Origin of the sequence: Marinobacterium iners, assembly GCF_017310015.1 — a bacterium.
Classification (GTDB): domain Bacteria; phylum Pseudomonadota; class Gammaproteobacteria; order Pseudomonadales; family Balneatricaceae; genus Marinobacterium; species Marinobacterium iners.
The window spans coordinates 1,876,034-1,895,023 of record NZ_CP022297.1 but is presented as its reverse complement, the minus strand read 5'-3'; the positions used below and the strand labels follow the sequence as shown (position 1 = coordinate 1,895,023).

Sequence of the window (18,990 nt, the reverse complement as noted above, 5' to 3'; positions counted from 1 at the left end):
TACACTTCCAGCCTGAAAACGCCGATTCGGGGACATGAATGGACAGTAATACTGAACGGGGACAGCCTCTGCTGGCCCGACAGCCGATCTTCGATCACCAGCAGCGTGTTATCGCCTATGATCTGTTGTACAAGGAAGACGAACACCTGAACGCGATGTTGCAGACGGACCCTGAAGCTGAATCCAGCTCAGAGGTGATTCTGCATGCCTATACCAGTATTTCGGATCAGGGCGAAGTAAAGCGCGTGCCCGCATTTATCCAGATTGCACCACGCATGATTCTGGAAGGCACCATGCCGACACTGCCGGCCAAGCAGGTCGTGATCTGTATTCGCCTGACTGAGCCGGGCAACATGGATCTGCTGCGCGCTCTGCATAAAATGTCGAAAGATGGCTACCGTATTGCGCTCACCGACTTCCGCTTCAGTCCCGAATACGATACTGCCCTTAAAATTGCCAAAATCATCAAAATTGATGTTGGCCAGTTGGATAGCGAGGAGATTCGCCGTCAGGCAGAATTGCTTGCGCCTTACAAGTCTACTCTGCTGGCAACCAACATCACCAGCTTCGACACGCTTGAACACTGCATCGAGAGCGGGTACAAGCTGTTCCAGGGCAGCTTTCTGAGCAAGCCCAAGGTTGTGAAGGGCCGCAAGGTCAATGCCAATCAGATAGCCTTGATGCAGCTGATGCAGGAGCTGCAGAAGCCCAATGCTACACCGGAAAAGCTTGAAGACTTGATCATCCGTGACCCTATACTCACCTATAAGCTGCTGCGCATCGTCAACTCTGCCGCCTACTCACTTGTGCGCCAGGTTGAGTCGATCGCGGAGGCTGTTGTGTTGCTTGGAATGGAGCAGATCAGAAAGTGGGCCACCCTGATTGCGATGACGGCGAACCGAGATAAGCCGGAGGAGCTTACCCGCATCTTGCTTACCCGTGGCCACATGTGTGAAATGATCGCGCAGAGTGAACATCAACCCAACCCGTCCGGTTTCTTTATGGTTGGCATGATGTCGGGCCTTCATGCGATGCTGGATATTGATCAGGAAACACTGCTTGAGCAGCTGCCCCTGGGCGAGGATATCAAAGCGGCATTGGCTAGAGGTGAAGGCAAGATGGGACAGCTACTAAGGCAAGTGATCGCATATGAATCCGGTGACTGGGATCAGTTGCCCAGCGATTTTGATATCTCGCTGTATGAAGCAACCTATCGTCACAGCTTGAAGTGGACCAAAGAGTCGATGCAGGCGATGTACGAATAAACCCATAAAAGAAAGCGCGTATCCGGAGAAGGGGTAGCCGGATACGCGCAGTGTGTACTTCCTTTTCAGCCTGCTCTGACAGGCCAGCGCACATCCGGTACGCTGTTGAATCCAGTATAGCCTTGGCTTTGAGCTTGTCACTGCAAAGTTAAAATATTTTTTAACTTTTCTGTTTTTGTTTTTAAATAACAAAAGGTTGGAAAGGAATTCAAGAAAGCATATGAGGATTGGTCGATAGAGGTATGGGCGGCGGGCAGTTTTGCCCGCCGCAACAGTAATCAGGCGGATGGCAGTTCCAGCTTTTGTTCGGAAACGAGTATGCCGTTGTTATCCGCATAGATAAATTCGCCCGGGTTAAAGGTCACCCCACCGAAGGTAACTGGTACGTTCAGCTGACCGACACCCAGCTTTTCTGTCTTCATGGGATGGGTTCCCAGTGCCTGGACCCCCAGCTCATCCAGCTCGGAAATCGCATTCACATCACGGATACAGCCGTAGATGATGATCCCTTCCCAGCCATTCTGCTGAGCCTTTTCAGCCAACATGTCCCCCAGCATGGCACGGCGCATTGAACCACCGCCATCCACTACCAACACCTTGCCTTTGCCGGGCTGCGCAACCTGCTCGCGTACCAGCGAATTGTCTTCAAACGCCTTGATGGTGACGATCTCACCACCGAAGGTTTCGCGACCGCCATAGTTGCCGAACATCGGCTCAACAACGCGTACCAGTTCCTCAAAGTGATCACACAGATCAGGCAGCAGATCTTGCATCGGGGTGCTCCTTGTTTCAGTTGGCATAAGTGTGCGCCATCATCGCCGATCGATTATATGTTTGCACTACAACTTAGGCATGGGGCCACAGCCCCATGCCTTGAGAACTTAAACCGCCGATACTACATCGAGCAGCACCTGTACCGGGTGCGGCAGCTGCTGATCGTCAAAACGTTTCACCTGAGAGCGGCAGGAGTAGCCAGTGGCCATCAGCTTGCCCCGGTTTTCCGGGTGGTTGACGATATCGCGCCAGCTTAGGTCATAAATATCCTTCGAGCGCTGCAGGTTGGCAGTTTCATGACCGAAGGTGCCCGACATGCCACAGCATCCTGTCGCCACCACATCCAGCTGCTGGCCCAATGCAGAAAAAATGTTCTGCCACTGACGAATGCTCGGTGCAGCAGAGGTTTTCTCTGTGCAGTGAGCCATCAGACGGTATTCGCCCTGAGGCAGAATTTCAGGCAGCTCAACACGCTCCAGCTGCTGACTCAGCCATTCCTGAATCAGCTGCACCGGCGGCAGCTCACCTTCGACAGCGTCCTTGTACTCCTGGCGGTAGGTCAGTGTCATGGAGGGATCGATACCCACCAGCGGCAGGTCTAACTCAGCCAGTTGGTTGAGCATGCGCGTATTGCGCTGAGCCGCCTTGTCAAACGCAGCCATAAAGCCATGGACATGCAGAGGTTTGCCGTTGGGCATGAACGGGGCCACCATGACGTAAAATCCGAGTTTGCCCAGCAGATCAACCAGGTCCAGCACCAGCCGGGTTTCAAAGTAGCTGGTAAAGGCATCCTGCACGATCACCACGGCGCGTTCACGCTGGGCTGCACTGAGCCTGCTGGCGACCTCTGGCGTGGCCCAGTCGATGCCGCGCTGATCCAGACCTTGCCTGAGGCTGTTGGTGCAGATCACGGGGCTGTCGACCATGCCACCGATACGGCGCATGACACTGCGTACCAATGTATTGCGCATGGCCCAGTTGTACGGAGCCGGATACTTCGACAACGCTGGGATCATGAACTCAAGGCTACCGACCAGATAATCCTTGACCGGGCGCAGATAGCGGCCGTAATAAACCTCAAGAAAACGCGCACGGAAGTCCGGCACGTTAACCTTGATCGGACACTGGCTGACGCAGGACTTGCAGGCGAGACATCCCATCATCGCCTCATGTACTTCGTTTGAGAAGTCATAGCGCCCCTTGCGCCTGGCCAGTGTGTTGCTGATTTTCTTCGGCAGTGCCAGCAGGCCACTGCGGCTGCGTGCCTTTTCAGCTTCCGCTTTCACATCCACGCCACGGCTGACCATCAGGCGCAGCCATTCACGGATCAATGAAGCACGCCCTTTTGGCGAGTGAATACGCTCACGGGTGCCTTTCCAGCTTGGGCACATGGCATCGTTCGGGTCGTAGTTGTAGCAGGCACCGTTCCCGTTACAGTTCATGGCGGAATCGTATTGCTCACGCACCGCCGCACTGATCTGCCGGTCATGCTGACCCCTCGTCGGGACCGCATCGATCCTGAGCAGTTCGGCTCCATCAATCGCAGGCGTTGCAATTTTGCCCGGGTTCAGCTGGTTGCGCGGATCGAAACAGCCCTTGATCTGCTGCAGTACAGGATAGAGCGGGCCGAAAAACTCGGGGGCATATTCAGAACGCACGCCCTTGCCATGCTCGCCCCAGAGCAGCCCCTTGTACTCCTGTGTCAGGCGCACCACCTCATCGGTAATTTCACGGATCAGCTTTTCCTGCTCGGGGTCTTTCATGTCGATGGCGGGACGCACGTGCAGTACACCGGCATCCACATGACCAAACATGCCATAGGCCAGACCGCGATCATCCAGCACCTTGCGGAACGCCATGATGAAGTCAGCCAGGTTTTCCGGCGGCACGGCGGTATCTTCCACAAACGGGATCGGACGCTTCTGCCCCTGCGCATTGCCCAACAGGCCTACGGCCTTCTTGCGCATGCCCCAGACCTTGTTGATCTCGCTGGCGCCATACACCACGCTGAAGCCGAAGCTTTTACCCGGTTCGCCGCTGATCTGCTCAAGATGTCGGCAAAGCTTCTCGACCTTTTCGCGCAGCTCCGCCTCATCATCACCGGTGTACTCCACCAGATTGATCCCCTGAATGACCGGGTCGCCCTCTTTCTCGGGGAAGTAGTTACGCACGCTGTCCCAGACGATATCGCCCATTGCCAGATTCAGCACTTTGGAGTCCACGGTCTCGATTGAGGTGGGCTGCCACTGCATCAATGCCTGAGCATCACGCAAAGAGGCTTCAAAGCTGTCATATTTAATGTTGACCAGTGCTGCATGTTTGGGGATCGGCAAGACATTGAGCTTTGCTTCAGCGACAAACGCCAGTGAGCCTTCGGCGCCGCAGAGGATGGAGTTCAGATTGAAACGGCCGGATTCATCACGGATATGGGCCAAATCATAGCCGGTCAGGCAGCGGTTCAGCTTGGGGAAGCAGGTATCAATCTCATCCTGTCGCTCACGCTGAATGCCATCCAGCAGACGGTGTACTTCACCCACACGATCGGTACGTTGCTTAATTGTTTCCAGCTCGGCTTCATCAACCGGGCCGGATTGCCACAGCGTACCGTCAAGCCAGACACTGGTGAGTTCAAGAACATGGTCACGGGTTTTACCATACAGCACCGATCCCTGGCCGCTGGCATCGGTGTTGATCATGCCGCCAATGGTGGCGCGGTTGCTGGTGGACAGCTCCGGCGCAAAAAAGAGCCCGTAAGGCTTGAGCGCGGCATTGAGCTGGTCCTTGACGACCCCACCCTGCACTCGCACCCAGCGCTCATCCGGATTGATCTCCAGAATCCGGTTCATGTGCTTTGACACATCAACGATCAGACCATCGGTCAACGACTGCCCGTTGGTGCCGGTGCCGCCGCCGCGTGCACTCAGTACGATGGAACGGAAACGGGGTTGATCCGCCAGACGTGCTATCAGCACCAGATCTTCACTGTTTTTCGGATACAGCACACCTTGAGGCAGGATCTGATAGATGCTGTTGTCGGTTGCCAGCACTACGCGGTTGGCATAGTCCGGGTTCAGATCCCCCTTGAACCCTTGCTGTTTCAGGGTTTCGATAAAGTCCAGATACAGGCTTTGAGTATCGTCGATGCTGTCAATGCGAGGGATCATGGTGCTCTCCGGGGCTTGTTTGAGGCGCAAGCGGGCTGTCATCAGAACAGAATAGACAGTCTGACAGCCATTGTTCAGTGGCGGGTAATGATGCAGAATCTTTATTTATCATTCAAATGATTAAATTCTATAAATTAATCAATATGGCTAATCAATAATGAGCAGCCCGATCGGTATTCGTCATCTGCAGGCTTTTATCGAGGTCGCACGCTGCGGCAGCTTTACACGTGCCGCCGAGCATCTGTTTCTGACCCAGTCCGCCCTGACCGCTACCATCAAACAGCTGGAGCAGGATGCAGGGCTGATTCTGTTTGACCGCACCACCCGGCGCGTTGTGCTCAGTGCCGAAGGAGAGCGTTTTCTGCCGGTAGCCGAGCGCCTGCTGTCGGACTTTACCGCAGCCCTGACCGACCTGCGCGCCCGTGCCCAGTTACAACAGGGCCATGTCAGCGTGGCGGGCTCCCCTTCGGTCGTGACCCGTCTGTTGCCCGCAGCCTTGCTTCAGTTCCGCACTCGCTTCCCTTCAATCCAGGTCAACATCCGCGATGAGAGTGCCGGCAGCCTGGAGCAGCGCGTGCTCAACAATGAGGTGGATTTTGCGGTCGCCGGCAACCACTCACAGCAACCCGAGCTTGAATACGCCCCGCTGCTGCGCGACCGCTACGGGCTGGTAGTGCCCAGCGATCACCCGCTGGCGTGGCATACACAGCTATCATGGCAGGCAATACCCGATGATCATCTGTTGTTGCTGTCGCAGGATACCGGCATTCGCGCCCAACTCACCCGCTTCAGTCAGCGAGGCGATATTCCGATTCGATTGGACCGGGTTCAGATTGAGGTATCCAACCCTGCCGCCATGGCGGCGCTGATCAGTCAGGGACTCGGTATCAGTCTGCTGCCGGCCCTGGCCGCCGACGTGCACTCATTTGAAGGGCTGGTTTTCATTCCGCTGCATGAGCCACAGATCGAGCGTGAAATCTGCATCATTACCCGCAAGGGGCGAGCACTGAGCCCGGCTGCAGCAGCACTGCTCGATACCCTGCGAGAACATCTGCACCAGACCCAGCTGCCCGCCTGGTGCAGCGCAATCAATTGAGCGGGATCTGTTTATGCCTGTGCGACGTAAGGATCTTAAACACAGCCTAGCGTGCATGAGATTACCCGATGCCGACTCGACCGATCCTTTTCTATGATGGCCAATGCCCACTTTGTCGCAAGGAAATTGCTCACTACCAGCGGCTAGACCGCCAACAGCGGGTTGATTGGCAGGATCTTTTCACTCCCGAATCCAATCCAGAGCACTATGGTCTTGATCGTATTCAGGCAATGCGCGTGATTCATGCGGTTGATCGGCAGGGGCAGCTCCAAACCGGGGTACATGCCTTTATGGTGATCTGGCGAGAGCTGCCCTACTACAGACACCTGGCCAGCGTGATCAATCGACTGCATCTGACTCGGCCGCTGGACTGGGCCTACCACCGTTTTGCCATCTGGCGTTTTCGATCTCGCTGCAAGCAGGGTTGTAAGCTGCCACCTGTCAAAAGGCTCACCGACTCATGAGCCTGCCGGGGGGTGTCCAAGATCAGGATACTGTTGCTTTAGGCGATGCAGCCGCCAGATTGTGATGGCGTTGGTAACCAGCACCAGCCCCTCAGCGAGAGTGGCTCCCACTGAGCCGATCAGGATGTTGCTGGTCATCCAGCAAAGCGCTGCAGCCCCCAGCATCAGCCGCATCGGGATACCACGAAGCAAAAACATGCCCAGTGTACCCAACGTACCAGCCAGCAGAGCGAATAGATCATGCCAGCTCTGCCAGGTCACCCAGGCTCCAGCCATATTGAGCACCAATATCACCCCAAGGAGCCACAGGTTCCCAGGGTAACGGCGGGCCAGAATTATGCGCAGGATCACAATCAGTGTCAGCACTGAGGCTGTCCAGCTCTGAAACAGGGCAAATTGCAGCGCAAAGGCTACATTCGCCGCCAGCAGCCAGACCATCAACCGTTGGTCCTGTTTGCTGGCAAAGGCGATCAGGCATAAGACAAGCGCTGTCAGACTGACCAGCTGGCCTGCGAGTTCCATTGGACTTAAGGATGCCAGCATTAGCGTGCTGCCCATTTCGAAAGACTATCAGCGGGTATCCGCATCACCTGCCTCGAAGTCGTCAGCATTATGCCGTTCAGGCAACTGTTCAGCCTCATCACCCCAGGTCCGGTTTACCCGACGCCCACGTTTAACAGCTGGACGAGCGTCAACTGTTTCGGCCCAGCGTTTCACATGCGTATAGCTGTCAACGTCCAAAAACTCGGCGGCACCATAAAGGCGCCCCAGCACCAGTGCGCCATACCAGGGCCAGATCGCCATATCAGCGATGGTGTATTCATCTCCAGCAACATACTCATGCTCAGCCAGCTGACGGTTCAGTAGATCGAGTTGGCGCTTCACTTCCATGGTGTAGCGATTGATGGGATATTCGTATTTCTCGGGTGCATAGGCATAAAAATGACCAAAACCACCGCCCAGGAAAGGTGCGCTTCCCATCTGCCAGAACAGCCAGTTGAGGGTTTCAGTTCGCGCAGGCATTGTTTTGGGCAGGAAAGCATCAAATTTTTCGGCCAGATAAACCAAAATAGAGCCTGACTCAAACACCCGCTGAGCCGGCATAACACTCTGGTCCAGCATGGCAGGAATCTTGGAGTTCGGGTTTATCTCCACAAATCCGCTGCCAAACTGATCACCCTCACCAATACGAATCAACCATGCATCGTACTCAGCGCCGCTGTGCCCCTGTGCCAGCAGCTCCTCCAGCATGATCGTCACCTTGACACCATTGGGGGTTGCCAGCGAGTACAACTGCAAGGGATGCTTGCCTACCGGCAGCTCTTTTTCGTGGCTTGCACCGGCAACCGGGCGGTTAATACTGGCAAACTGACCGCCACTGGGTGCTTCCCAGGTCCAGACTTTTGGCGGGATGTAACTGGAATCACTCATAACAACGCTCCTGTTGATCCGCATGGATCATTCATCCTGTGGGCTGGCAGGAACAAAATCAAGCGCTGGAACTGAGGTCTAAAAGCCAGACGTGTGATGAATGGGTATAGTAGATGCATTTTCATGAACAGCCATCTATGGAGGAGTGCCATGTCAGCGCTGCAATCCCTGTTTAATATCCAGTTTCCATTGATTCAGGCACCGATGGCGGGTGTACAGGGATGGGAACTTGCTGCAGCTGTTTCAGGCGCAGGTGCGCTGGGCTCTATCCCCTGTGCCATGTTGACGCCTGATGCCGTGCGAGATGCCGTCACCCACTTTCGCGCCCGGACTGACTGCCCGGTTAATCTGAACTTTTTCTGTCATCAACCACCGGAACCTGCTCCTGAGGGGCAACAGTGTTGGCTGGAGCAGTTTCTGCCCTGGTATGCAGAGTTGGGGCTGGAGGCACCGAGCGCCCCAGCTGGACCTGGTCGCTTGCCCTTCAATCAGGTGATGGCCGACCTGGTAACAGAACTGGCACCAGAGGTTGTGAGCTTTCATTTTGGCTTGCCTGAACCATCGCTGCTGGAGCAGGTACGCAGCAGCGGTGCCAGTATCATTTCATCGGCAACCACAGTTGAGGAGGCGTGCTGGCTTGCGCAAAACGGAGTCGACGCGATCATTGCCCAGGGACTGGAAGCCGGCGGACATCGCGGCATGTTCCTGAGTGAAGAGATCAGTACCCAGGTGGGCACTTTTGCGCTGCTGCCGCAGATCAAGGCCGCGGTCAAAGTACCGGTGATTGCCGCTGGTGGTATTGCGGATGCAGCAGGAGTTCAGGCGGCGTTGGCATTGGGGGCTGATGGCGTTCAGGTAGGAACTGCCTACCTTCTTTGCCCTGAAGCCAACACGTCGGCGGTACATCGAGCCGCGTTGCAGTCGCCGGGGGCAAGCCAGACAGTACTGACCAACCTGTTCAGTGGCCGCCCCGCTCGCGGCATTGTAAACCGCATGATACGAGAACTGGGACCGTTCAATCCGTCAGCCCCGTCCTTTCCGCTTGCGACAGCCGCATCGGCGCCTCTGCGTGCCCAAGCCGAACACTTGGGCAGCAGCGATTTTTCGCCACTGTGGGCCGGGCAGAATGTCACAGGCTGCCGCTCCATCCCTGCCGCTGAACTGACGCTGGCACTGGTCAGCGATCTGAAGCCCTCCGTCAGCTCCAGCTGACGGCCAGCTCAGGTCAGGTGGATACCGGTTTCATCCTGACGGATGCGTCCGGCCTTCATCAGCTGGCCAAGCGCCATCTTGTAGGCTTTTTTACTTACACCGAAAAGGTCACGGATGGCTTCGGGGTCACTCTTGTCCCCCAGCGGGCAAAAACCATCACGGCTCTCCAGGTATTTCAGCACTTGCTGGGCCAGCGGATCGATACGGGCATAACCGGGCTTTTCCAGCATCACATCAATTTTGCCGTCTTCGTCTCGCACCTGCTTGATGAAGCCGGGCATACGCTGACCGGGGCGTACCGGTCGGTGGATATCCTGATGCTGCAGCAGTCCCATGGCACGGTTATCGATAATCACCTGATAGCCAATATCGGTTGGCCGCACCACCAGCAGCTCAACCAACTGGCCCTGAGTGTAGTCATCGCCCGGTTCCAGATGCTTTTCCAGTTTGGCGCTGGCCGCGATGCGGTTGGTGTTATCGAGGTAGAGGTAAACGGTGACATAATCGCCAATCGTTAACGGTTTTACCTGCTCATTGAACGGCAGGAACAGGTCCTTGGGCAGCCCCCAATCCAGAAAGGCGCCGACCTTGTTGACATCAACCACTTTCAGGCTGGCAAACTGCCCTACCTGAGCCCTTGGGCGTCGCAGGGTCGCCACCGGCATGTCGTCAGAGTCCAGATAAACGAACACCTGCAGCCGATCGCCCAAGCGCGTTCCTTCAGGCACCTCTGGCTTTGGCAGAAGAATGCCGCCTTCGGCTCCGCCCTCTAGATACACACCAAAATCCACTTCTCGGATCACTTTCAGCTTGTTAAAGCAGCCGGTTTCGACCATTGATACACTCCACCCGCTCGGGGCCACTGTCTGTCTACGCGATTCAACTGTATAGGGTACCTGTTTATGACGGTTTTGCATGTAAAATGATGCTGTAAATCCTCAGAGCACTCACAGAAGGACAGCGCAATGCTGTGGCGATATGAGATTACCGGAGTCGATACCATCACCCTGCATTTCGGTGACCGGATCGAGCTGGCGCTGACACAGAAGGTTCACACGGCAACCCGACGGTTGAGCGCAGAGCTTGGCAATCGCCTGATCGACTGCGCGCCCTCCTACACCAGCATCATGTTGCGCTATGACCTGTTGCAGGATGACCTGGCCAGCCTGATGGCAACGGTCGCTCCGATACTCTCATCCCTGCATGACACGGACGAGAATGAAGAGCCACCGCTGGTGAACATCCCCGTGTTCTATCATCCATCTGTGGGGCCAGACCTGGAGCGAATTGCCGGGCGTGCTGGCATCAGCACCGAGCAGGTCATCGAACTGCACACGGCGCAGACCTACCATGTTTTTGCCATCGGCTTTGCTCCCGGTTTTGCCTATCTGGGTGAAGTGCCGAAAAGCATTGCAACACCACGCCTGGCTACTCCGCGCCAAAATGTGCCTGCCGGTTCTCTGGGTATTGCGGATACACAGACTGCAATATATCCACGCAACTCACCCGGTGGCTGGAATATCATTGGCCGTACTCCGCTAGCCATGTTTGACACCCGACGTGAACCCAACAGCCTGCTTCAGGCAGGTCAACGTGTGCGTTTTCGCCCCATTGACCGCGATGAGTATCTCGCGCTGGGTGGTGAACTGGACGGAGGCTTTGCCCGATGACAGCCGATTTACCTGGCCTGAGCATTATCAAGCCCGGCTTTATGACCTTACTGCAGGACTCCGGCCGCCGCGGTGTTATGCATCAGGGGCTGGCCTGTGGCGGTCCAATGGATCGCCACGCCTGGGCATGGGCCAATCGCTTGGTGGGTAATCCCTGGCATACAGCGGCACTGGAAATCAGCTTTGGCGGTTTTGAATGCATGGCTGAGACTCACCTTCAAATTGCCATTACCGGAGCAGATACGAGCCTTCACATCAACGGAAGTCCACAGCCTCGTTGGACGGCACTGAATATGAAGCCGGGTGATCGGCTTGTATTGGGACATCCGGCCTCCGGCGTCCGCCTCTACCTGGCGGTGCAGGGAGGATTTGGACTCACCCCAGGGCTCGGTGGCAGCAACTCGACATTGGTGCGTGAAGGCACAGGGGGCTTGCGGGGTGACGGCTCTGCACTGCAGGCCGGTGATCATCTGCCCTGCAACCCTGTGAAATCGTACGGCATACAGCGTCAGATGCCAGAGCAATGGCTACCGGACTACACTGCCCCACTTGTGCTGGATGTGATTATGGGTGCACAGCTGGACCGTTTCCCGTCCTCAACACTGCACCGGTTTTTCAGCAGTTGTTATACGCTGACACCCCGCAGTGACCGAATGGGGGCACGACTGAGCGGGCCTGTACTTGAGCATCACGGGGTGACATTGATATCGGAAGGCATCAGTTTGGGAGCCATTCAGGTGCCTGCTGACGGTCAACCAATCATCCTGCTGCAGGATCGTCAAACTGTCGGCGGGTACCCCAAACTCGGTGCTGTCACGCCCCGCAGCCTGGATGCGCTGGCGCAACGAATGCCTGGCAGTGAAATTCGTTTCCGGCCGATTGCGTTGCACGAAGCTCAGGAACAGGAAAAGCGGTTTCTGGCATTTTTTCAGGGTCAGTAGATATTCACGGTATTGCGTCCCAACTGCTTCGCTTGATACATCGCTTCATCCGCCTTGCGGATCAGCTCTGTTTGGCTCAAATCGCCACCCGTAAACAAAGTTGCTCCGATACTTGCCGTACACTGGTACACGACTGACTGCAGGCTGCCATCTTCCTGTACAAACTTGAGTTCGCAGGGGGTTTCTATGGCGACTCGGATTTTTTCGGCTATCTGTTTTGCCTGCCTGACTGCCGTATTGAAATCCGGGCTCAATCTCTCCAGCACTACCACGAACTCATCTCCTCCCAGTCGAGCTACCGTATCCCCACTTCGTACATGACGGCTGAGTCGCTTGCCAATTTCAATCAGCAACTGGTCACCCACGGCATGGCCATATTGGTCATTCAATGGCTTGAAGTTGTCAAGATCGAGCAGCATCAACGCTGTATAACTTGAAGCTGACGTCTCGTCTGAAAGTACGAGGGCAAGCTTGTCGTCCAGCAACCTCCTGTTCGCAAGGCTTGTCAAATGATCATAGTAGGCAAGTTCACGAATGGTGTTTTCAGCGCGTCTTTTTTCAATCGCGATGCTGGACAACCTAGCACAGTGCTCGATGATTTCTATCTGCTTATCAGTGGGTACAGCTGTAGTGCGGTGATAAATGGCAAACGTACCCAGAACAGCCCCGTGGCCTGTCTTGATTGGCTGAGACCAACATGCCTTCAAGTTGGCCTGCTCCGCCAGTTTCCTTACTGTTTTCCAGTAGGGGTGTGTTGAAATATCCTCAACGATGACGCGCTCACCGGTAAAGGCCGCGGTGCCACATGACCCCATACCGTGCACGATCTCAACCTTCTTCAACGCTGCATTGTAAAAATCAGGCAGGCTTGGGGCGATACCGTTGCACAGATGGCTGCCCAGAATATCAGTCTGCATAATGCTGCACAGCATGTCCGGGTACAGTGACTCAATGCCCATCACCAGTTCAAGCAGAATATCTTCAAGTACGGCGCTGCTTGCCAGCATTTCCAGAATACGGTTGCGAAAGCGTTCAAACTCTTCCGCTCTTTTTCGTTCCGAGATATCAATGATCAGCCCCAGCAACCCACCCTGATTATCACCCATATCAAAGGTTTTCCGTTGATAGAGGACCGTACGGGGCTTACCGTCACTGAAGGCCAGCTCGATCTCTTCACGCGTCTCTCCGCGCTCCTGCAAAAGCTTCAGGTCTGCCTGCTGGAAAGCCAGGCGTGCAGATTCAGGCAGGTATTCAAGATCAAGAACGGTTTTGCCAACAAAATTCTTGCGCTGAATCCCAAACGCTTCTTCATATGCAGCATTACACGCAATAAAGACGCCCTCATTGTCTTTGACAAAAATGGGATTTGGCAGCGCATCGAGGAAGGCGGAAAAAAGCGTGAGCTGTTTTTTTAGCTCCTGCTCACTTTTAACCAGGCTATTGACCAGCTGATCGACGGAAAGAGTGCTTTCAAGCGGGGTACTTTGATATCTGTTTGGTCCTTTATCATCCATAGTGATACCCAGACTTGGCTCGCACTTCACCCCGGAAAGGGATAATCAGGCTCATGCCTGTTATTAATCAAAGCATACATCACGTACGCTGAACAGCACGCTTCATGCTTTAACCAACCAGATCAGCGTTTTTTGCCAGCGCGCTTTTTCTTGAAGTAGTCCTTAACGGGAGTCGGCTTGTCCGGCAAAGCGGCAGCAAACCGTTTGCGCATCGATTCCACACGCGATTCTTTCTGCTGGTGCCGCTTTTCCTGGCGACATCTGTCACCAGCCTCATTGAAATCCACTACCCTGTTATCGGTCATGATCCCCTCTTGTGACCTTTGCCATGGGGCAAGAGCTGCCGGGCTGTTGACTGAAGGTACCGCCACAGCCCGGCGCTTCAGGTTCAGGCGCCAGGCTTTTCCTCATTGGCAAGGAAGAACCAGGTGTCCAGTACCGAGTCTGGGTTCAGTGAGACACTGTTGATTCCCTGCTCCATCAACCAGCGCGCCAGGTCCGGGTGATCCGATGGCCCCTGGCCACAGATGCCGACGTACTTGCCGGCCTTGCGGCAGGCATTGATCGCCATCGCCAGCAGGCACTTGACCGCTTCATTACGCTCGTCAAACAGGTGCGCAATGATACCGGAGTCACGGTCCAGCCCCAGCGTCAACTGAGTCAGATCGTTGGAACCGATGGAGAAACCGTCGAAGTATTCAAGGAACTGGTCCGCCAGCAAGGCGTTTGATGGTATTTCACACATCATGATCAGGCGCAGTCCATTGTCACCGCGCTTCAGGCCATTCTCGGCCAGCTGCTCGACAACCTGTTTGGCTTCGCCGGGAGTGCGCACGAACGGCAGCATGATCTCGACGTTGGTCAGCTTCATCTCATCACGCACCCGCTTGAGTGCACGACACTCCAGCTCAAAGCAGTCACGGAAGTTATCAGAGATGTAACGTGCCGCGCCACGGAAACCCAGCATCGGGTTTTCTTCACTGGGTTCATAGCGATCGCCGCCGATCAAGTGACCATATTCGTTCGACTTGAAGTCGGACATGCGCACAATCACCTTCTTCGGGTAGAAGGCAGCCGCCAGAGTAGAGATACCCTCGACCAGCTTGTCGACGTAGAAATCGACAGGTGAGGCATAGCCACCGATTCGGCGCTCAATCACCTGCTTGACGTCGCGTGGTTGATCATTGAAATTCAGCAGTGCCTTGGGGTGTACGCCGATCATTCGGTTGATGATGAACTCGAGTCGTGCCAGACCAACACCTGCATTGGGCAGTGACTGGAAATCAAATGCACGGTCAGGGTTACCCACGTTCATCATGATGTCGAAGGAAAGGGTTGGCATCGACTCGACACTGTTACTCTGATGCTCGAACGCCAACTTGCCTTCATAGGCACGACCGGTATCGCCCTCGGCACAGGACACGGTCACCAGCTGTCCATCGTTGAGTTTTTCAGTTGCATCACCACAGCCGACAATGGCCGGGATACCCAGCTCACGGGCAATAATCGCCGCATGGCAGGTGCGGCCGCCACGGTTGGTCACGATAGCCGCCGCGCGTTTCATCACCGGCTCCCAGTCCGGGTCGGTCATGTCCGTCACCAGTACATCGCCCGGCTGCACTTCATGCATTTCGTCCAGACCATTTACCACGCGCACGGTACCTGAACCGATACGATGGCCAATGGAACGGCCCTCAACCAGCACCTTGCCCTTTTCCTTCAGCAGGTAACGCTCAATGACAGTGCTTTTGCTCTGGCTGCGTACGGTTTCCGGCCGCGCCTGCACAATGTAAAGCTTGCCGTCATCACCATCCTTCGCCCACTCGATGTCCATCGGACGACCGTAGTGTTTCTCGATGATTACAGCAATACGCGCCAGTTCTTCCACATCGGCATCATTGATGGAGAAGGTGTTGCGCTCAGCTTTCGGCACATCGACCGTCTCAACAGCCTTACCGGTACTGCCATCACCGGTATAAATCATTTTGATCGCCTTTGATCCCAGAGTACGTCGCAGTATTGCAGGCGCCCCCTGAGCCAGAGTCGGCTTGTACACGTAAAACTCATCAGGGTTCACGGCGCCCTGAACGACGGTTTCACCCAGGCCATAGGCTGAAGTGATGAACACCACATGGTTGAAGCCGGATTCGGTGTCCATGGTGAACATCACACCGGACGCACCGGTTTCAGAGCGCACCATGCGCTGAATGCCGGCAGAGAGTGCGACCTCGGCGTGAGTGAAGCCCTTGTGCACACGATAGGAGATCGCGCGGTCGTTATAGAGTGAGGCAAACACTTCCTTGATCGCCTGCTTGACGTTATCAAGCCCGCGAATATTGAGAAAGGTCTCCTGTTGACCGGCAAAAGAGGCATCGGGCAGATCTTCAGCGGTGGCAGAGGAACGAACGGCAACCGCGATCGCCTCTCCCTGACTCATCTCCGCCCAAGCGGCTTCAATGGCCTGATTCAGCTCAGGCTGAAAATCGGCTTCCATGATCCACTGGCGGATATTGCGGCCTGTTTCAATCAAGGCGCGCGTATCGTCTGCATCCAGGGCATCCAGTGCCTTGTTGATGCGATCAGCCAAGCCGCTTTGTGCCAGAAAATCACGATAGGCCTGCGCCGTGGTAGCAAAGCCACCCGGAACACGCACTCCAGCATCACTGAGCTGATGGATCATCTCGCCCAAGGATGCATTCTTACCGCCGACTTTGTCGACATCACCCATGCCTGCCTGTTCAAGGCGCAGTACATAATCCTGCAAAGCCAATTCTCCTGAATCTGAGCTGTTTGACGTAAGGATCATTGTTATTATTATTGACCGGAAAAACCGGATGATACTGCAGATAAGCGCAAAAATCTTGGCTGTCGCGAAATGTAATTTTGCTACAAAAACAACCGCCACTTTATCTGTTAAAATCGCGCTTCTGATCACAGACCCATGCTTTCAATTGTCGACACTTGAGGCCCACTGATGAAACGAACCGCATTTTTTATCTCTGATGGCACTGGCATCACGGCTGAGACATTGGGAAACAGCCTGCTGTCACAGTTCGAGGCCATTCGGTTCGAAAAGATCACCCTGCCTTATGTAGACACGATTGATAAAGCCAAGGCTGTTGTTGAGCGCATCAACCGCCAGGGAGAGGAAGACGGCAAACCTCCCATCGTGCTTGATACCATTGTCGATGACGAGATTCGTGAATTGCTGGCCACCTGTAACGGCTTCAAGATCGACGTTTTCTCCACCTTCCTGAAGCCGCTTGAGTCAGAGCTGGAAACTCACTCTTCCTATTCGGTTGGCAAGTCTCATGCGATCAATGAGATGGATCGCTACAAGGACCGCATCGACTCAGTCAATTTTGCACTGGATAACGATGATGGTGCCCGAACCCGCCAGTATGACAAGGCCGACATTATACTGGTGGGCGTATCCCGCTGTGGCAAAACCCCTACCTGCCTTTACATGGCGTTGCAGTTTGGAATCCGTGCGGCCAACTACCCACTGACAGAAGAAGATATGGAAGCCAGCCGCCTGCCTGAATGCCTTCAGCAGCACCGGCATAAACTCTATGGCCTGACCATCGATCCCTTTCAGCTGGCAGCCATTCGTCACGAACGCCGCGCCAACAGCCGCTATGCCTCGCTGGATCAGTGCGACTTTGAAATCCGTACCGTTGAGCGACTGTTCCAGAAGGAAAACATACCCTGCATCAACACCACCAATTTTTCCATTGAAGAGATTGCGACCCGCATCATTAACGAGTCCGGGCTCAAGCGTCGCATAAGCTGATGGACTACTGTGCCGCCGCCGTTTTTTCTCATAAAATGGCGACCTGTTTCTCACTTCTGTGTGGAGTATCACCATGCCCAAAGCGGCAGATGTCAAACGCGGTAACCTGATCGAACTCAATGGCCAGTACATGCTGGTACAGCAGATCGATGTAAAGAGTCCGACAGCACGCGGTGCCCAGACCCTGTATCGGATGCGCTTCAGTAAGCTGCCCGGTGGCGGCAAGTATGAAGAAACCTTCACCGGCGACGACATGCTCAAGGAAGCGCAGCTCGAACGGCGTAAGTGCTCCTACCTGTACAAGGAAGGTGATTTGTACACCTTCATGGATTCAGAAGACTACAGCCAGTACATGATTGATGCCGACACGATCGAAGCACAGCTGCCCTACCTGATGGATGGCATGGAAAACATCATGGCACTGCTGGTTGAAGGCAAGGTGATGACCATCGAAGTGCCCGGCACCGTGGTGATGGAAATCATCGAAACCGTACCGGGCATGAAAGCAGCCAGCGCGACTGGTCGCACCAAGCCGGCCAAGTTTGCAACCGGCCTTGAACTGCAGGTACCCGAGTTCCTCGAAGCGGGTGAAAAGGTCAAGATCAACACAGAAACCGGCAAGTACCTTTCGCGCGCCTGAGGTTTGCAGGGGTTTTCCTTGATGCCCGCCCCGGGTTCAACATAGAATCCCCTGCTTCTTAACGAAAATGATACATTTTTGATGACCAGACTGCGCTGTATTGAAGAACTTGTTCAGGAGTTCCAGGAACAGAGGCCCATCCGAGGCGGATCGCTGATCATCACCATTTTTGGTGATGCCATCGCGCCCCGTGGCGGTACCGTGTGGCTGGGCAGCCTGATCAATCTGCTGGAGCCACTGGGCCTGAATCAGCGACTGGTGCGCACTTCCATCTTTCGTCTGACCAAAGACGGCTGGCTGACCTCCAATCAGATTGGCCGTCGCAGCTACTACACCCTGACCGATTCCGGTCGGCGCCGCTTTGAGAGTGCCTTTCGTCGCATCTACGCCGAACTCTACCCCGAGTGGGACGGCAAGTGGGACATGGTGCTCGCCACCCAGCTGGATAACGAGCTGCGCAAGGTACTGAAGAAAGAGCTTGAGTGGCAGGGTTTCGGTAACATTGCGCCGAGCATCATGGCACACCCGATGGCAGATCAGCAGGAGCTCTATAACACCCTGCAGGAGCTGTGCGTTCAGGCTGAAGTGATCCATATGCGTGCTGAGATGGTGGGTACAACCCAAACGTCGGCTGCGCTGAAACAGTTGGTGCATGAATGCTGGAATCTGCAGCAACTGGCAGAGGACTATAAGCAGTTTCTTGACCGATTTCGTCCGATCCTGCGTGCATTGGAGTCTGCCGAAAATCTTGACCCGGAACAGTGCTTTCAGCTGCGCACATTGTTGATCCACCATTATCGACGATTGCTGCTACGTGACCCGCTGCTCCCCGAAAAGCTGCTGCCTGCCGACTGGGCCGGTACATCAGCGCGGGTGCTGTGTCGGAATATCTACCGCCGGATTTACTCCGGAGCCGATCAATGGCTGGCGGCTACCCAGGAAACCGCGGATGGCCCACTGCCTGAACCCGCGCCCCGTTTTTACAAACGCTTTGGCGGCCTTTAAGCCGCCTGGCCAGCAAACCGA

The 18,990-nt window shown here is 55.2% G+C and carries 17 protein-coding genes; 9 read left to right on the top strand and 8 right to left on the bottom strand.

Annotation, left to right across the window (positions count from 1 at the left end):
• Nucleotides 1-38: 38 nt before the first annotated feature.
• The gene (locus CFI10_RS09040; protein WP_206841502.1) at nt 39-1,265 is read left to right on the top strand and encodes an EAL and HDOD domain-containing protein; all 1,227 of its coding nucleotides are present in this window, start codon (nt 39-41) and stop codon (nt 1,263-1,265) included.
• Between the two features lie 278 nt (nt 1,266-1,543).
• Here CFI10_RS09040 and CFI10_RS09035 read toward each other — a convergent pair whose 3' ends face one another.
• The gene (locus tag CFI10_RS09035) at nt 1,544-2,038 is read right to left on the bottom strand and encodes a putative 4-hydroxy-4-methyl-2-oxoglutarate aldolase (protein WP_091824228.1); all 495 of its coding nucleotides are present in this window, start codon (nt 2,036-2,038) and stop codon (nt 1,544-1,546) included.
• A gap of 108 nt (nt 2,039-2,146) precedes the next feature.
• Nucleotides 2,147-5,203 (bottom strand): D-2-hydroxyglutarate dehydrogenase YdiJ, encoded by a 3,057-nt coding sequence (ydiJ, locus tag CFI10_RS09030; RefSeq protein ID WP_206841500.1) that lies wholly within the window; start codon nt 5,201-5,203, stop codon nt 2,147-2,149.
• 157 nt (nt 5,204-5,360) lie between these two features.
• Between ydiJ and CFI10_RS09025 the strand changes: the two genes are divergently transcribed.
• Both CFI10_RS09025 and CFI10_RS09020 read left to right on the top strand, forming a co-directional pair.
• On the top strand, nt 5,361-6,299 hold the full coding sequence (locus CFI10_RS09025; protein ID WP_206841498.1) for a LysR family transcriptional regulator: 939 nt from the start codon (nt 5,361-5,363) through the stop codon (nt 6,297-6,299).
• Nucleotides 6,300-6,367: 68 nt separating this feature from the next.
• On the top strand, nt 6,368-6,763 hold the full coding sequence (locus tag CFI10_RS09020; protein WP_206841496.1) for a thiol-disulfide oxidoreductase DCC family protein: 396 nt from the start codon (nt 6,368-6,370) through the stop codon (nt 6,761-6,763).
• Here CFI10_RS09020 and CFI10_RS09015 read toward each other — a convergent pair.
• Both CFI10_RS09015 and yghU read right to left on the bottom strand, forming a co-directional pair.
• Nucleotides 6,758-7,285: a YgjV family protein gene (locus CFI10_RS09015; protein ID WP_242530165.1), complete on the bottom strand. Its 528-nt coding sequence runs from the start codon at nt 7,283-7,285 to the stop codon at nt 6,758-6,760. The two genes, CFI10_RS09020 and CFI10_RS09015, sit on opposite strands and share 6 nt — an antisense overlap.
• A 48-nt stretch (nt 7,286-7,333) precedes the next feature.
• Complete coding sequence (gene yghU, locus CFI10_RS09010) at nt 7,334-8,194, bottom strand: glutathione-dependent disulfide-bond oxidoreductase (protein ID WP_206841492.1); 861 nt, start codon at nt 8,192-8,194, stop codon at nt 7,334-7,336.
• Nucleotides 8,195-8,344: 150 nt separating this feature from the next.
• Here yghU and CFI10_RS09005 point away from each other — a divergent pair, with 150 nt between their 5' ends.
• On the top strand, nt 8,345-9,406 hold the full coding sequence (locus CFI10_RS09005) for an NAD(P)H-dependent flavin oxidoreductase (protein ID WP_206841490.1): 1,062 nt from the start codon (nt 8,345-8,347) through the stop codon (nt 9,404-9,406).
• A gap of 8 nt (nt 9,407-9,414) precedes the next feature.
• On the opposite strand, the gene CFI10_RS09000 is transcribed toward CFI10_RS09005, so the two are convergent.
• Nucleotides 9,415-10,242, bottom strand: coding sequence for a CvfB family protein (locus tag CFI10_RS09000; RefSeq protein ID WP_091824242.1), 828 nt, complete (start codon nt 10,240-10,242; stop codon nt 9,415-9,417).
• 129 nt (nt 10,243-10,371) lie between these two features.
• On the opposite strand from CFI10_RS09000, the gene pxpB reads away from it, so the two are divergent.
• Together pxpB and CFI10_RS08990 are read left to right on the top strand one after the other, a co-directional pair.
• Nucleotides 10,372-11,076: a 5-oxoprolinase subunit PxpB gene (gene pxpB / locus CFI10_RS08995; protein ID WP_206841488.1), complete on the top strand. Its 705-nt coding sequence runs from the start codon at nt 10,372-10,374 to the stop codon at nt 11,074-11,076.
• A complete protein-coding gene (locus CFI10_RS08990; protein WP_206841485.1) occupies nt 11,073-12,017 on the top strand; it encodes a 5-oxoprolinase subunit C family protein in 945 nt (314 codons plus the stop codon). Before pxpB ends, CFI10_RS08990 begins: the two co-directional genes overlap by 4 nt.
• On the opposite strand, the gene CFI10_RS08985 is transcribed toward CFI10_RS08990, so the two are convergent.
• The 3 genes from CFI10_RS08985 to ppsA form a co-directional block, all read right to left on the bottom strand.
• Nucleotides 12,011-13,531 (bottom strand): diguanylate cyclase domain-containing protein, encoded by a 1,521-nt coding sequence (locus tag CFI10_RS08985; RefSeq protein ID WP_206841482.1) that lies wholly within the window; start codon nt 13,529-13,531, stop codon nt 12,011-12,013. The two genes, CFI10_RS08990 and CFI10_RS08985, sit on opposite strands and share 7 nt — an antisense overlap.
• Before the next feature lie 122 nt (nt 13,532-13,653).
• Complete coding sequence (locus CFI10_RS08980) at nt 13,654-13,836, bottom strand: tRNA (uracil-5-)-methyltransferase (protein ID WP_091824254.1); 183 nt, start codon at nt 13,834-13,836, stop codon at nt 13,654-13,656.
• A gap of 83 nt (nt 13,837-13,919) precedes the next feature.
• On the bottom strand, nt 13,920-16,259 hold the full coding sequence (ppsA, locus tag CFI10_RS08975) for a phosphoenolpyruvate synthase (RefSeq protein WP_425270447.1): 2,340 nt from the start codon (nt 16,257-16,259) through the stop codon (nt 13,920-13,922).
• Nucleotides 16,260-16,505: 246 nt separating this feature from the next.
• Between ppsA and ppsR the strand changes: the two genes are divergently transcribed.
• The 3 genes from ppsR (at nt 16,506) to paaX (ending at nt 18,969) form a co-directional block, all read left to right on the top strand.
• Nucleotides 16,506-17,324: a posphoenolpyruvate synthetase regulatory kinase/phosphorylase PpsR gene (gene ppsR, locus CFI10_RS08970; RefSeq protein ID WP_206841475.1), complete on the top strand. Its 819-nt coding sequence runs from the start codon at nt 16,506-16,508 to the stop codon at nt 17,322-17,324.
• Nucleotides 17,325-17,397: 73 nt separating this feature from the next.
• Nucleotides 17,398-17,964 carry an elongation factor P-like protein EfpL gene (gene efpL, locus CFI10_RS08965; protein ID WP_206841472.1) on the top strand — a complete coding sequence of 189 codons (567 nt, stop codon included), beginning with the start codon at nt 17,398-17,400 and terminating at the stop codon, nt 17,962-17,964.
• A gap of 81 nt (nt 17,965-18,045) precedes the next feature.
• Nucleotides 18,046-18,969, top strand: a complete 924-nt coding sequence (gene paaX, locus CFI10_RS08960) for a phenylacetic acid degradation operon negative regulatory protein PaaX (protein ID WP_206841469.1) — start codon at nt 18,046-18,048, stop codon at nt 18,967-18,969.
• The last annotated feature ends 21 nt before the right edge of the window (nt 18,970-18,990 follow it).